Annotated in this window: 15 protein-coding genes; 7 read left to right on the top strand and 8 right to left on the bottom strand. The window is 72.3% G+C overall.

Features of this window, described 5'->3' with window-relative positions:
* Positions 1 to 18 precede the first annotated feature (18 nt).
* Positions 19 to 660: a hypothetical protein gene (locus tag AC1DQC_RS00865; RefSeq protein ID WP_477049338.1), complete on the top strand. Its 642-nt coding sequence runs from the start codon at positions 19 to 21 to the stop codon at positions 658 to 660.
* Here AC1DQC_RS00865 and AC1DQC_RS00860 read toward each other — a convergent pair.
* Positions 620 to 1,186 (bottom strand): NUDIX hydrolase, encoded by a 567-nt coding sequence (locus AC1DQC_RS00860; RefSeq protein ID WP_477049337.1) that lies wholly within the window; start codon positions 1,184 to 1,186, stop codon positions 620 to 622. The two genes, AC1DQC_RS00865 and AC1DQC_RS00860, sit on opposite strands and share 41 nt — an antisense overlap.
* Positions 1,187 to 1,209: 23 nt before the next feature.
* Between AC1DQC_RS00860 and AC1DQC_RS00855 the strand changes: the two genes are divergently transcribed.
* Positions 1,210 to 1,785: a GNAT family N-acetyltransferase gene (locus tag AC1DQC_RS00855; RefSeq protein ID WP_477049336.1), complete on the top strand. Its 576-nt coding sequence runs from the start codon at positions 1,210 to 1,212 to the stop codon at positions 1,783 to 1,785.
* A complete protein-coding gene (locus AC1DQC_RS00850; RefSeq protein WP_477049335.1) occupies positions 1,782 to 2,756 on the top strand; it encodes a diacylglycerol/lipid kinase family protein in 975 nt (324 codons plus the stop codon). Before AC1DQC_RS00855 ends, AC1DQC_RS00850 begins: the two co-directional genes overlap by 4 nt.
* Before the next feature lie 51 nt (positions 2,757 to 2,807).
* Here AC1DQC_RS00850 and AC1DQC_RS00845 read toward each other — a convergent pair whose 3' ends face one another.
* The 6 genes from AC1DQC_RS00845 to AC1DQC_RS00820 all read right to left on the bottom strand — a co-directional run bounded on the left by AC1DQC_RS00845 (position 2,808) and on the right by AC1DQC_RS00820 (position 8,653).
* On the bottom strand, positions 2,808 to 3,599 hold the full coding sequence (locus AC1DQC_RS00845; protein WP_477049334.1) for a hypothetical protein: 792 nt from the start codon (positions 3,597 to 3,599) through the stop codon (positions 2,808 to 2,810).
* 327 nt (positions 3,600 to 3,926) lie between these two features.
* The gene (locus AC1DQC_RS00840; protein WP_477049333.1) at positions 3,927 to 4,394 is read right to left on the bottom strand and encodes a hypothetical protein; all 468 of its coding nucleotides are present in this window, start codon (positions 4,392 to 4,394) and stop codon (positions 3,927 to 3,929) included.
* 251 nt (positions 4,395 to 4,645) lie between these two features.
* Positions 4,646 to 5,470 (bottom strand): SDR family oxidoreductase, encoded by an 825-nt coding sequence (locus AC1DQC_RS00835; protein WP_477049332.1) that lies wholly within the window; start codon positions 5,468 to 5,470, stop codon positions 4,646 to 4,648.
* Between the two features lie 17 nt (positions 5,471 to 5,487).
* Complete coding sequence (locus tag AC1DQC_RS00830; protein WP_477049526.1) at positions 5,488 to 6,270, bottom strand: arylamine N-acetyltransferase family protein; 783 nt, start codon at positions 6,268 to 6,270, stop codon at positions 5,488 to 5,490.
* 5 nt (positions 6,271 to 6,275) lie between these two features.
* Positions 6,276 to 7,196 carry a universal stress protein gene (locus tag AC1DQC_RS00825; RefSeq protein ID WP_477049331.1) on the bottom strand — a complete coding sequence of 307 codons (921 nt, stop codon included), beginning with the start codon at positions 7,194 to 7,196 and terminating at the stop codon, positions 6,276 to 6,278.
* Entirely contained in the window at positions 7,193 to 8,653 is a 1,461-nt protein-coding gene (locus AC1DQC_RS00820; RefSeq protein WP_477049330.1) for an APC family permease, read from the bottom strand. The genes AC1DQC_RS00825 and AC1DQC_RS00820 overlap by 4 nt, the downstream gene beginning before the upstream one ends.
* 180 nt (positions 8,654 to 8,833) lie before the next feature.
* Between AC1DQC_RS00820 and AC1DQC_RS00815 the strand changes: the two genes are divergently transcribed.
* From AC1DQC_RS00815 to AC1DQC_RS00805, 3 genes are all read left to right on the top strand, one after another.
* Positions 8,834 to 9,250 carry a DUF5684 domain-containing protein gene (locus tag AC1DQC_RS00815; protein ID WP_477049329.1) on the top strand — a complete coding sequence of 139 codons (417 nt, stop codon included), beginning with the start codon at positions 8,834 to 8,836 and terminating at the stop codon, positions 9,248 to 9,250.
* 68 nt (positions 9,251 to 9,318) lie between these two features.
* Positions 9,319 to 9,708 carry a PPOX class F420-dependent oxidoreductase gene (locus AC1DQC_RS00810; RefSeq protein ID WP_477049328.1) on the top strand — a complete coding sequence of 130 codons (390 nt, stop codon included), beginning with the start codon at positions 9,319 to 9,321 and terminating at the stop codon, positions 9,706 to 9,708.
* A 19-nt stretch (positions 9,709 to 9,727) separates the two neighbouring features.
* A complete protein-coding gene (locus AC1DQC_RS00805) occupies positions 9,728 to 11,206 on the top strand; it encodes a putative protein N(5)-glutamine methyltransferase (protein WP_477049327.1) in 1,479 nt (492 codons plus the stop codon).
* Here AC1DQC_RS00805 and AC1DQC_RS00800 read toward each other — a convergent pair.
* Positions 11,192 to 11,599, bottom strand: a complete 408-nt coding sequence (locus AC1DQC_RS00800; RefSeq protein WP_477049326.1) for a VOC family protein — start codon at positions 11,597 to 11,599, stop codon at positions 11,192 to 11,194. The genes AC1DQC_RS00805 and AC1DQC_RS00800 overlap by 15 nt on opposite strands.
* Positions 11,600 to 11,660: 61 nt before the next feature.
* On the opposite strand from AC1DQC_RS00800, the gene AC1DQC_RS00795 reads away from it, so the two are divergent.
* The gene (locus tag AC1DQC_RS00795) at positions 11,661 to 12,620 is read left to right on the top strand and encodes a helix-turn-helix transcriptional regulator (protein WP_477049325.1); all 960 of its coding nucleotides are present in this window, start codon (positions 11,661 to 11,663) and stop codon (positions 12,618 to 12,620) included.
* Positions 12,621 to 12,635 lie beyond the last annotated feature (15 nt).

Raw genomic sequence — 12,635 nt, 5'->3', positions numbered from 1 at the left:
CGGGGGATGATGACGGCCATGACGTCCTTCTTCCCGCCCGTCGAGCCGTGGGGCGTCACCCCGCTGGGCCTCGACGACGCGACGCCCGAGGCGGTGCCGCGCGACCCCGAGTGGAGCGGCCCAGGCTGGTACGACCGACCGACGATCGTCGCCGTCTCGGCGGAGATCGGGCGGTCCCCGTCCACCACCGTGCTCCTGGAGGGCGCCCGCGTCTACGCGGACGGTGTCGCGTTCCGATTCACCGTGGTGCTGGCGCCGACGATCCGCAGCGAGCATCACCGCGTGATGGCCGAGCTCGACGTCACCCACGGCCGTGGAGGCCTGGCGCTGGCGCTGCCGGTCGGCGGGCTGCGCTTCGGGTTCGCGTACGCCGACGGTCGACGGGTCACCTCGCTCGACCCGTCCGGGTGGTCGAGCATGCCGGACGGTGCCGACCTCGGGCGCTGGGTGCCCGACCGGCCGGTGCTGGAGCCGTTGGCCCGCGCGGCGATCTACGGCGGGTCGTGGAGCCGCGAGGTCTGGCTCTGGCCCGTTCCGCAGCGGGGGAACCTGACCGTGGTGTGCGCGTGGCCGGACCGGGGGATCGCCGAGACGAGCACGGTCCTCGACGCGGACGAGCTCATCGCTGCGGCGGCGTCGGCCGGTCCGCTCTGGCCCTGACCTCGTCGAGCACCACGGCCAGCCGCTCCGCGAAGTCGTCGGGCGTCCCGGGCGGCAGGTCGTCGACGCCGAACCACGCGACCCGCTCGCTCTCGTCGCTGACCACCGGCACCGACGACGCGGGGGCGTAGGCGACGAACCCGACGTCCCAGTGCACGCGGCAGCGCCCGAACGCGGTCGCGAGCTCGTGGCGGTGCACGTCGGCGGGCAGCGCGCTCTCGAGCCGCAGGCCCGCGATGCCGCTCTCCTCGCGCGCCTCCCGCAGCGCGGCGTCGGCCAGGGACGCGTCGCCGGGCTCGAGATGCCCGCCCAGCTGCACCCAGAACTGGCCCTTGCGATGGAAGCAGAGCAGGACGCGGGAATGGTCGGGGGACAGGACGAAGCAGCTGGCCGTGAGGTGCTCGGGCGCCAGCGAACGGTCGATCGCGGCGGTGCCCAGGGCGGCCACGAACGCCCGGTACTCGTCGAGCAGGCCCGCCTGCTGAGGATCGCTCGGAGACCAGGCGTCCAGCACATCGGTGATCACGGCCCGCAGCGTACGGTGCTGGGGTGACCCTCGAACGCCGGACCGCACGCCTCCTCCTGCGGCCGTGGACCGCGGCGGACCGCGAGCCGTTCGCCGAGCTGAACGCGGACCCGGAGGTCATGAGGTACTTCCCGGCCACGCTCAACCGCGCGCAGAGCGACGCGATGGCGGCACGCTGCGAGCAACGGCTGCTCGAGAACGGCTGGGGCCTGTGGGCGGTGGAGGTCGAGGGGCGGTTCGCCGGCTTCACGGGTCTCGCGCGACCCAGCTGGGACCCGTCGCTCACCGAGGTCGGCTGGCGCCTCGCCCGTTGGGCGTGGGGTCACGGCTATGCGACGGAGGCCGCCCGGGAGGCCCTGCGGGTCGGGTTCGACGAGGTCGGGCTCGACGAGATCGTGTCGTTCACGGCCCCGACGAACCAGCGCTCGCGGGCCGTGATGGAGCGGCTGGGCATGACCTGCGACCCCGCCGACGACTTCGACTACCCCACCATCGCGGTGGGCCACCCGCTGCGGCGCAGCGTGCTGTACCGCCTTCGGAGGGACGACTGGGTCCTGAGTGGCCGGTCCGCTGACCCCGGGACATACTCACCGACGTGACGATCCCCCGCGAGACGCCCGCCGAGCACCGGCTCGACCACGCCCCGCTGACGTCGGCGGTGATCGTCAACCCCAACCGCGTCGAGGGTCTCGACGAGCTCCGCACGCAGATCCGGGACCAGCTGACCGAAGCGGGCTGGCCCGAGCCCGAGTGGCTGGAGACCACCGCCGAGGACCCCGGCACGGGGCAGGCCCGGCAGGCGGTCGCCGACGGGGCTGACGTCGTGTTCGTCGCTGGTGGCGACGGCACGGTCCGCGCCTGCATCGAGGGCCTGTCCGGCAGCGACTCGGCGCTCGCCATCCTGCCCGGCGGCACCGGCAACCTGCTGGCGACGAACCTCGGCGTCCCGACCGACACCATCGACGGGGTGCGCCTGGCCCTGGAGCGCGGCCGTCGGACCATCGACCTCGGGTACGTCGACGATCAGGCGTTCGCGGTGATGGCCGGCATGGGCCTCGACGCCGCGATGGTCGACGACGCCCCGACCAAGCTCAAGGCCGTGCTCGGGCCGGTCGCGTACGTCTACTCGGCGTTCAAGCACCTGAACGACGCCGAGATGAAGGTCGAGGTCCAGGTCGACGACTACCCCGTGCTGCGCCGACGCGCCCGCACCGTGCTCGTCGGCAACGTCGGACGCCTGCAGGGCGGCGTGAACCTGCTCCCCGACGCCGAGCCCGACAACGGCCAGATGGACGTCGCCGTCCTGGCGCCGCGCAACCTCGGCCACTGGATCCAGCTCGCCTTCGGCGTGCTGCGGCCCGGGCGCCACCGCGTGCCCAACATGGAGGTGCTGCGCGGGTCGCGGATCACCGTGACCAGCGACCGCCCCCAGCCCCGCCAGCTCGACGGCGACGTCATCGACCCGTCCGACACCCTCGACGTGACCGTCCGGCCCGACGCCCTCTGGGTCTGCGTCTACCAGCCGGAGGAGTCGGAGGACCTGACCGAGGGCTCGCCAGGCGGCGAGTAGGGACGACGAAGCCCCGCCCGGCTGGGAGCCGGACGGGGCTGTCGTGACGGGTCAGGCGACCTTGGTGATGTCCTTGACGCCCGTGAACGAGACGACCGAGCCCGGAACGTCCTTCACCGTGAAGACGACGTTGCCGGTGTCACCGGTGGTGATGTCCAGGACCTCGGTGCCGTTGGTCTGGCTGACCATGCCGAGGACGATCGTGGCGGCCGTGTCGACCGTGGCCGAGTACTGACCGGCGGTCAGCTCGGTCCCGACGAGCCAGTCGCCGTTGCCGAGCTGCGCCGGAGCGGTGCCGGGGACCTCAGTGGTGGACACGATCGTCGAGCAGCCGTCGAACGAGGCGACGGAGCCGGGGATGTCCTGGACCGTGAAGATGACCGAGCCCGCGTTCGCCGTCCGGATGTCGAGGATGTCGTCGCCGTTCTTCTGGCTGACCGTGCACAGATCGAAGAACGAGTCGTCGACCGTGGCGCGGTACTGGCCCGCGGCGATGTCGGTGCCGACGATGTGGTCGCCGCCGGTGATGCCGACGGGGGCCTCCTCGACAGGTGCGGTCTCCTCCGGAGCGACGACGGCGGCGTCGTCCACGACATCCGCCGCCACCACGGGCGCGGCGGCCTCGGGCTTGGCGTCGCCACCGCCACTAGTGGCGATGACGATGGCGACGATCAGGACGACGAACGAGCCGACCGCGGTCAGGAACTTGTGGCGGCCGACCCAGCTGCGGTTCGCCTTCTTGACGGCCTTGGCCTCGCGGGCCAGGCGCTTCGCCTCGGCCTTCGTGACGGGCGTCGACGGGTCGACGAGGACCTCGGGGGTGGGGTTCTCGGGGGTGGTCATGGCGCTCCTCTGTGGGTGTCGCGCACGCCTGTCAGCGGGCACGGCGGGGCAGCCCCGGACGGGGCTAGGGACGTCGAGCTGGGGCCCCGGCAGCGCTCAGCGCGAGCGATCCACAGAGGCGGCCCGCACGGCATCGGCCGGTGCGGCGCTCGCCGGTGTGCACTGTTCTGTGCGGTGCGGCGAATGACTTAACGTTATGTCAGTTTGCCCCGGCGCCACGAGGGACGAACGTCCTGTGTGCGCCGCTCGGCAGCCCTGCGCCAGCTTCGCCACGCGTCCCACTGCTTCCACGTGGCGATCGCGACCCGTCGTCTGCTGCGACGACGGTCAGCACCTCGCAGCGAAGACCGTCGTCTCGCCGGACATCGTCGAGACCGTCCAGCTGCCGGTGCCGGCCGCGGCATCAGCACGCGGTATGGCGATCACGACGTATCCGGAGCCGGACGCCCCCGGGTGCAGGGTCTTCAGGTCCAGGAGCGACGGGGCAGGCGCGACGGCCGCCGTGTCGCCGGACGTGTGGGTGGTGCCCGCCGCGCTGACGAACTCGACGGAGAGGTCGACCCAGGGCGGTGCAGGGTCCTGGCCGAGGCGCGTGACCTCGACGGAGACCATGGCATAGACCATGCCCTCGGGTGCCGACACGTTGAGCTCGTGCGCGGCGGCGACGGCATCGGTCGCGTCGAGGACCGGGGTCGTGAGCGTCACGCGCCAGGCGGCGGCGCCGAGCTCGTGAAGGATGACTGTGTGGCCGAATGCGACGAGGACCTCGGGGCGGTGGCGCTCGTGGATGGGCATGGTGCTCCTCGGGGGTGTCGCGCATGCCTCTCTCGGCGGGCGCGGCTGGGGAGCCCCGGAAGGGGGCCAGGGACGTCGAGCTAGGCCCCCGGAAGCGATCAGCGCGAGCGATCCCCAGAGGCGGCCCGCACGGCAACGGCCTGTGCGGCGTCCGCCTGTGCGCACGATGTTGTGCGGCTCGGCGAATAGCGAAACGTTATGTCAGTCGGCTCCGGTGTCACTAGGGACCAACGTCCTGTGTGCCCCGCTCGTCAGCCCTGAGCCAGCTTCGCCACGTCGTCCCACTGCTCCCACGTGGCGATCCGCGAGGCGTAGTCGGCCTTGGCGGTGCCGAGCGGCGAGGAGCCGAAGAACACGCGCAACGGCGGCTGCTCGGCGTCGACCACGCGCAGGAGGGCCTCGGCCGAGCTCGACGGGTTGCCAGGGGTCCCGATGCGCTTGGCGCGCGCCTCGGCCATCTGTGCCCGGGCCTCGTCGTACGCGGCGATCGGGGTCGCGTGGCGGGCCGACGAGCCGCCCCAGTCCGTCGAGAAACCGCCCGGCTCGACCAGCGTCACGTGGATGCCGAACCCGGCGACCTCCTGGGCGAGCGCCTGGCTGAAGCCTTCGAGCGCCCACTTCGAGGCGTGGTACGCGCCGATGTTGGGGAACGCGGAGATCCCGCCGATCGACGACACCTGGATGATGTGCCCGCTGCCCTGCGCGCGCAGGAACGGCAGCGCCGCCTGCGTCACCCAGAACGCGCCGAAGAGGTTGGTCTCCATCTGGTCGCGCAGCTCGGCCTCGGACAGCTCCTCGGTGAAGCCGAACTGGCCGTAACCGGCGTTGTTGACGACGACGTCGAGCCGCCCGAAGTGGTCGTGCGCCCGCGCGACGGACGCGAAGTCGGCGGCGCGGTCGGTGACGTCGAGGGCAAGGGGCAGGACGGCGTCGCCGAACCGCTCGACCAGGCCGTCGAGGGAGCCGACGTCGCGCGCGGTGGCGGCCACGCGGTCGCCGCGCTCGAGGGCGGCGGTCGCCCACTCCAGGCCGAAGCCGCGGGACGTGCCGGTGAGGAACCAGGTCTTCTGTGTCATACCGACGACGCTAGGACCTAGAGCGCGCTCGAACGCAAGACGAGCTCGTGCACCTGTCCGGCGGTGAGCTCGAGCCCGAGGTCGCTCAGCACGTCGCCCAGCTCCTCGTCGGAGACCCTGCGGTCCTCGATCCGACCGTCGGGGGTGTCGACGGTGAGGCGCCTGCCCGTGAGGCAGCGCAGCAGCTCCTCGTCCTTGCGCTGCACCACGATCTGGACCACGAACCGGGACGTCGGGCTGTGGGCGGTGGCGAAGTTGGCGACCTCGACGTCGGGCAGGTAGGTGTCCTCGGCGGGCGCCGTGTAGTGGGTCAGCCACGCGTCGCCCCGGCGCTCGTGCAGCTGCCACGCGCCGTCGGCGAGCTGGACCGTGCGGAAGGTCCAGCCGGCCTGGCGGGTCACCAGGCCGTCCTCGAGCGGGACCGGTTCGAGCAGGCCGGAGCCGAAGCCCGTGTCGGCGAGCCAGCGGCCGTCGACGAACAGGACGAGGTGCGAGCGAGGTCGCGGGACCACCGCGGGATCGCCGATGCGCGCCAGGCGACGCTCGACCGCGAAGCCGAGCCGTTCGAGCGCGGCGCCCAGCAGGAGCCCGTGCTCGTAGCAGTACCCGCCGCGCCGCGCGCCGATCAGCTTGGCCTCGATCGCGGGCAGGTCCACGGAGACGTCGACGCCCAGCTGGACGTCCAGGTTCTCGAACGGGATGGTCTCGACGTGCGCGCGGTGGATCGCCGCCAGGGAGTCAGGTCGCGCGCCCGTGCGGGCCAGGTACGCGTCGAGGTCGAGCCGGTCGACGCCCCACATGTCGCTCACAGCTCGTCGTGCGGCACCACGAGGACCGGCACCGGCGAGTGCCGGATGATCTTCGTCGCGTTGGTGCCGAGGAACACGCGCCGTAGGGCCCCGGCGCTCGAGGACCCGAGGATCAGCAGCTCGTTGGGCGTCCAGTCGATCGACGTGAGCGCGTCCCACCAGCTCGACCCGGTGGCGACGACCATCTCCACGTCGTCGTCCAGCGCGTCGCCGAGCCGCGCGCGCAGGGCGGCCTGCGCCTCCACCATCTGCTCACGCCACTGCTCGGTGACCTCGGACTCGATGTCGGTGCCGATCTCGGGCGGGTACATCGTGGCCGACCGGACGCCGAACGAGCAGACCCGCAGCCGGACGTCGATCTCCCGCGTGAGCCGGGCCGCCCACCGGACCGCGGCGCCGGCCAGGTCGGAGCCGCTGAACGAGCAGCTGAGCCGGCGCGCTGCCACGCCGGTCGGGCCGGGGGCACAGCGGTACGACGTGGGCGCGATGGCCAGCGGCACGGGCGACGAGTGCAGCAGGTAGTCGGCCGTCGACCCGATCACGACGCGACCGTCGGGCCCCTCCGGCGACGAGCCGAGCACGAGCGCGGTGGCGTCCCGCGCGTCGGCGAGCGCGGCGAGCGCGCGAGGGGTCGAGCGCTCGTGGAGCCGGACGAACTCGATGGTGAGGCCCTCGGCGCGGTCGCCGAGGAACGCGAGAGCCGCGGCCTCGGCCTCGTCGGCCCGGGTCTGCACCCACTCCCGCATCTCGCCGTCGACCTTGGCCATGGAGCGGACGGCCCAGCCCGGCGGGACCACGGTCGCGATCACCAGCACGTTCGCCCCGGTGGCCTCGGGCAGGGTGCGCGCCAGGGTGACGCCCAGGTCGATCGCGCCGTGGGCGTCGCCGAACGGGTTGGCGCCGACGACGATCGTCATCGGAGGTCCTCGTCGCGGAGCAGCCCTGCCTCGACGGCCCGTTCCAGCAGGGAGTGCCGTCGGCCCCACAGGAAGTAGAAGGCGAGCACCACGCTGAGCCAGAGCAGGAACCACGCGTACGTGTACCAGTGCAGGCCGGACAGGATGTAGAGGCAGGCGGCGATGGCGAGCACCGGTGTGACCGGGTAGCCCGGCACCTTGAAGCCACGCGGGAGGTCGGGACGGGTGCGGCGCAGGATGAGCACGCCGAGCGACACCACGATGAACGCGGCGAGGGTGCCGATGGAGACGAGGTCCCACAGGTAGTCGAGCGGGATGAACGCGGCGAGCGCGCCGACGACGATGGCCACGATGACCGTGTTGTTCACCGGCGTGTGGGTGCGCGCGTTCACCTTCGCGAACGCCCTGGGCAGCAGCCCGTCGCGGCCGATGGCGAAGAGGATGCGGGTCTGGCCGTACATCGTCACCAGGGTCACCGAGAAGATCGAGATCACTGCGCCCGCGGACAGGATCGTGCCCGGCCAGCTGGCGCCGACCACGTCCTGCAGGATCTTGGCCAGCCCGGCCTCGCCCTGCGCGGCGTCGCCGAACTCCTGCCACGGCTGGGTGCCGAGCGCCGAGACCGCCACCAGCACGTAGATCGAGGTGACGATGCCGAGGGCGCCGAGGATCGCGCGCGGCATCGTCCGCTGCGGGTCCCGCACCTCGTCGCCGGCCGTCGACACCGCGTCGAGGCCGATGAAGGTGAAGAAGATCGTCCCGGCGGCGGCCGTGATGCCCGCCACGCCCTTGGGCGCGAAGTCCGAGAAGTTGTCGGCGTTGAAGCCGGTGAACGCGATGGCCACGAACATCAGCAGGACGGCCAGCTTGATCACGACCATCGTGGCGTTGACCTTGGCGGACTCGGACGCGCCCCTGATCAGCAACAACGCGCACATCGCGACCAGGAAGAGCGCGGGCAGGTTGATGATCCCGGGGTGGGTGTCCCACGGCGCGGCCGACAGGACGTTCGGGATCTGCCAGCCGAACAGGTTGTGCAGCAGCTGGTTGAGGTACCCGCTCCAGCCGACGGCGACCGCGGCCGTCGAGACGCCGTACTCGAGCAGCAGGCACGCCGCGACGCCCATCGCGACCACCTCGCCCAGGGTCGCGTAGGCGTAGGAGTAGGTGGACCCGGACACGGGCACGGCCGACGCCATCTCCGCGTAGGAGAGGGCCGACAGCCCCGCCGCGAGGCCGGCGAGCAGGAACGAGATGATCACCGCGGGTCCCGCGTCGGGCACCGCCTCGTGCATGACGAAGAAGACGCCCGTGCCCACGGTCGAGCCGACGCCGAACATCATGAGCGTGAACGTGCCGAGCGAACGCTCCAGGCCCTCGCTCGACGTGACGGTGGACGGCGTGATCGGCTTCTTGCGCCAGATCTGCGTGCGGAGGGACACCTGCTGGAGCGTCATGGGCGGGCCTCTCCGAGAGGGCCCACGTGCCCGGGCCGTCGCCGTGTGTCCCGCCCACGCTAAAAGCAGGACGCCGTCCAGGCAATCGCGAGAGTCCGCACAGGCGGCGCACAGAAACTGCTCGTGAGATGACCCACGAAACTCAGGACGACGGCGCGGGTTCGTCGCTACATTCCGCGCATGATCACATCACTCGCCACCGAGGTGGCCACCACGACGTCCGCGACGGCCGGGCCCTCGTTCTACGTCGGCAGCCTCGTCGGCTACCTGATCTACGCGTTCGCCCTGGTCGGGGTCTTCAAGAAGGCCGACGAGCCCGTGTGGCAGGCGTTCGTGCCGATCTGGAACGCCATCGTCCTCATCAAGGTCTCGGGCAAGCCGATCTGGTGGATCATCCTGTACCTGATCCCGATCGTGAACATCGTCATCGCGATCCTCGTCTACCACGGCCTGTCGACGTCCTTCGGCCACGGCGCGGGCTTCACGGTCGGCCTCGTCTTCCTCAGCATCATCTTCCTGTACATCCTCGGCTACGACTCCAAGCCCTACCAGGGCGTCACCGGTGGGGAGCCGGTCCGCGGCTACGCCACGGCCTGACACCGTCCGTCCCGAGGCGGCCGTACCCCCCGGGGTGCGGCCGCCTCCTGCGTGGGTGACCATCGCGCATGACGACATTCGACGCCCTCGCCGACGAGGGGTTCATCTCGCTGACCACGTTCCGCAAGTCCGGGGAGGGGGTGCCGACGACCGTGTGGGTGGGGCGGGACGGCGACGCCCTGCTGGTCACCACGCCGCGCGGCAGCGGCAAGGTGAAGCGGCTGCGCCGCGACGCCCGGGTGGAGATGGTGCCGAGCAGCAGGTTCGGCAAGGTCGACGACGACACCCCGTCGGTGGCCGGTCTCGGCGAGATCCTCGACGACGACGCGGCGCGCGAGCGGTGCAACGCGGTGATGGTCGAGAAGTACGGCCTGGAGTACCGCGTGATGATGGGCCTCGAGAAGCTGGGCCGCAAGGGTGACGACAACCGGGTGATCCTGCGCATCACGCCGCGCTGACCGCGGGTAGCGTTCCGGCGTGACCCCGACCCACGCCGAGCTCACGGCGACGCTCCGGGCCGCCGGGTGCGTGTTCGCCGAGGACGAGGCGACGATCCTTCTCGACGCCGCGGGCGATCTCGACTCGATGGTCGCCCGCCGCGTCGCGGGCGAGCCGCTGGAGGTCGTCGTCGGCTGGGCCTCGTTCTGCGGGCTGCGCATCGAGATCGACCCCGGCGTGTTCGTGCCGCGGCGTCGCACCGAGCTCCTGGTGCACGAGGCTCTGCGGATCGCACCCGCGCGGCCGGTCGTGCTCGTCGACCTCTGCTGCGGCTCGGGCGCCCTCGGTGTCGCGCTCGCGTCCGCGCTGCCCAGCGCGTCGCTGTACGCGGCCGACGTCGAGCCCGCCGCGGTGCGGTGCGCGCGCCGGAACGTGGAGCCGGTGGGTGGGCAGGTGTTCCTCGGGGACCTTGACGCGCCGCTGCCGTCCGAGCTGCGCGGGCGCGTCGACCTGCTGGTGGCGAACGTGCCGTACGTGCCGACCGACGCGATCGCCACCATGCCGCCCGAGGCGAGGCTGCACGAGCCGCGGGTCACGCTCGACGGGGGTGCCGACGGGCTCGACGTGCTGCGGCGGGTCGCGTCGGTCGCGCCGAGGTGGCTGGCGCCCGGGGGACATCTGCTGGTCGAGACCAGCGAGGCTCAGGTGCCGGCGGCGTGCGACGCGTTCGAGGCCGCGGGTCTGGCGGCGCGGGTGGTGAGCGACGAGGAGTCGGGCGGCACCGTCGTCGTCGGGACCCTGGTCGCCTCTCCGGTCGACCGGCTCGTCGCGCTCGCGGACCCCGAGCGGGCCGCCGGGATGGCGCGGTTCTTCAAGACCGGCGCCGGCGAGTACGGCGAGGGTGACGTGTTCCTCGGGGTGACCGTGCCGCAGGTGGTGTCGGTGGCCCGGAGGGCCCTCGGGCTGCCCGTCGACGCGTTGGAGGAGTGGCTCGACGACGAGCGACACGAGGTGCGCCTGCTGGCGCTCAAGGTGATGGCGCTCGAGTGCGCGTCGCGGCGGTCGTCGGCGGACCGTCGTCGCGGGCTGCTCGACCTGTACCTGCGCCGGACCGACCGCGTGAACAACTGGGACCTGGTCGACGCCAGCGCGCCCGACGTCGTGGGGCGCGCGGTGCTGGCCGGGACGTCGGCGGCGGTGCTCTACCGCCTCGCCGGGTCGGAGTCGCTGTGGGAGCGGCGGATCTCCATCGTCGCGACCCTGGCCCTGGTGCGCGCCGGGTCGCTGGACCACACGTTCGCGCTGGCCGCCCTGCTCGAGGGCGACCCGCACGACCTCATGCACAAGGCGGTCGGGTGGCTGCTGCGGGAGGCCGGCAAGAAGGACGAGGCGCGGCTGCTCGCCTTTCTCGACGAGCACGCCGCGACCTTGCCCCGGACGGCCTTGCGGTACTCGCTGGAGCGGTTGTCGCCGGCGCAGCGCGCGCACTACATGGCGGCTCGGTCAGCCCTGCGCTGAGGCCCGCTCCAGCCAGTTCGGGTTGGTCATGATGCCGACGACGTTGCCGAACGGGTCGATCGCGGACGCGGTGACGAAGCCGCTGCCGCGCTCGCGGGGACCGTCCTGCTCCGTGGCGCCCAGGGCGAGGAGGCGCTTCCAGGTGCCCTCGAGGTCGTCGACGTGCCAGTAGACGATCGCGCCCGCCGGACCGCCGGATGCGGGGGCGAAGCGGCGGTCGACGATGCCGAGCTCGTCGTGGTGGTCGCCGAGGCGGAACTCGACGTAGCCGTCGCGGACGAAGTACGGCTCCAGGCCGAGCAGGTCCGTGTACCAGGTGCGGGCGGCGGCGAGGTCGTCGGCGAAGATCGAGACGTTGGCCAGGCCGCGGAAGGTGCTCTCTGTGGTGGTCATGTCTCCACTCTTCGCTGTGAAGTGATCACCTTCTGAGCACTTTTCCTGCGAGTGTTTCGCTGTGCGCGCAGACCGGTTGGTGGCCACGCTCCTGCTGATGCAGGCGCGCGGGCGCGTCACGGCCGCGGAGGTGGCAGCGGAGCTCGAGGTCTCGGTCGCGACCGCCCGGCGCGACCTGTCGGCGCTGTCCACCGCCGGCATCCCGGTCTACCCGCAGCCCGGCCGCGGAGGTGGGTGGTCGCTCGTCGGCGGGGCGCGGACCGACCTCACCGGGCTGACGTCGTCCGAGGCGCAGGCGCTGTTCCTGCTGGTCGGACCCGCCGCCGGCCGGTCCGCCGAGGCGGCGTCCGCGCTCCGCAAGCTCGTGCGCGCGCTGCCGGCCACCTTCCGGGCCGACGCCGAGGCCGCCGGCCGTGCCGTCGTCGTCGATCCCGTCGGATGGGGTGCCTCTTCCCGTGAACCGCCGCCGTGGGTGGACGCCCTGCAGGGTGCCGTGGTCCGCCGGCGGCAGGCGCAGGTGACCTACGACGGGCGGTCGCGCGGCGTCTCGACGCGGACCGTGGACCCGTGGGCGCTCGTCGACAAGGACGCCGCCTGGTACCTCGTGGCCGGCACGTCCGCCGGGCGCCGGACCTTTCGCCTCGACCGGGTCGTCGCCCTCACCGTGCTGGACTCGCCCGCGACCCGCCCCGACGATCTCGACGTCGCAGGCATCTGGTCCTCCGTCGTCGACGACATCGAGGAGCGCCGCTCCCGCGTGTCCGCCACCGTCCTCGCCCCGCAGTTCCTCGTGTCCGTCCTGCGTTGCCGGTTCGGTCGACACCTCACCGTGCTCGGTGCCGACGACGACGAGCGCGCGCGGGTGCAGGTCGCCTCGCACACCGCGCGATCGGTCGCGGAGCACCTGGCCGGGCTCGGTGCAGCGGTCGAGGTGCTGGAGCCGGCGTCCGTCCGCGCCGAGCTCGCGTTGCTCGGCGCGGAGCTCGTGGCGCAGTACGGGGCGTCGCCGTCGTCCGCCTGAGAACGTCGTCGGTGT

It is taken from the genome of Cellulomonas sp. P4_H12 (assembly GCF_056400905.1).
This window is presented reverse-complemented; position numbering and strand designations above follow the sequence as displayed.

Coding starts and splice junctions, on each gene's coding strand:
- AC1DQC_RS00830 (WP_477049526.1), bottom strand. CDS start 6,270: ATGTGGGGCGTCGACCGGCTCGACCTCGACGCGTACCTGGCCCGCACG.
- AC1DQC_RS00845 (WP_477049334.1), bottom strand. CDS start 3,599: ATGACCACCCCCGAGAACCCCACCCCCGAGGTCCTCGTCGACCCGTCG.
- AC1DQC_RS00825 (WP_477049331.1), bottom strand. CDS start 7,196: ATGACGATCGTCGTCGGCGCCAACCCGTTCGGCGACGCCCACGGCGCG.
- AC1DQC_RS00865 (WP_477049338.1), top strand. CDS start 19: ATGACGTCCTTCTTCCCGCCCGTCGAGCCGTGGGGCGTCACCCCGCTG.
- AC1DQC_RS00835 (WP_477049332.1), bottom strand. CDS start 5,470: ATGACACAGAAGACCTGGTTCCTCACCGGCACGTCCCGCGGCTTCGGC.
- AC1DQC_RS00840 (WP_477049333.1), bottom strand. CDS start 4,394: ATGCCCATCCACGAGCGCCACCGCCCCGAGGTCCTCGTCGCATTCGGC.
- AC1DQC_RS00810 (WP_477049328.1), top strand. CDS start 9,319: ATGACGACATTCGACGCCCTCGCCGACGAGGGGTTCATCTCGCTGACC.
- AC1DQC_RS00815 (WP_477049329.1), top strand. CDS start 8,834: ATGATCACATCACTCGCCACCGAGGTGGCCACCACGACGTCCGCGACG.
- AC1DQC_RS00820 (WP_477049330.1), bottom strand. CDS start 8,653: ATGACGCTCCAGCAGGTGTCCCTCCGCACGCAGATCTGGCGCAAGAAG.
- AC1DQC_RS00800 (WP_477049326.1), bottom strand. CDS start 11,599: ATGACCACCACAGAGAGCACCTTCCGCGGCCTGGCCAACGTCTCGATC.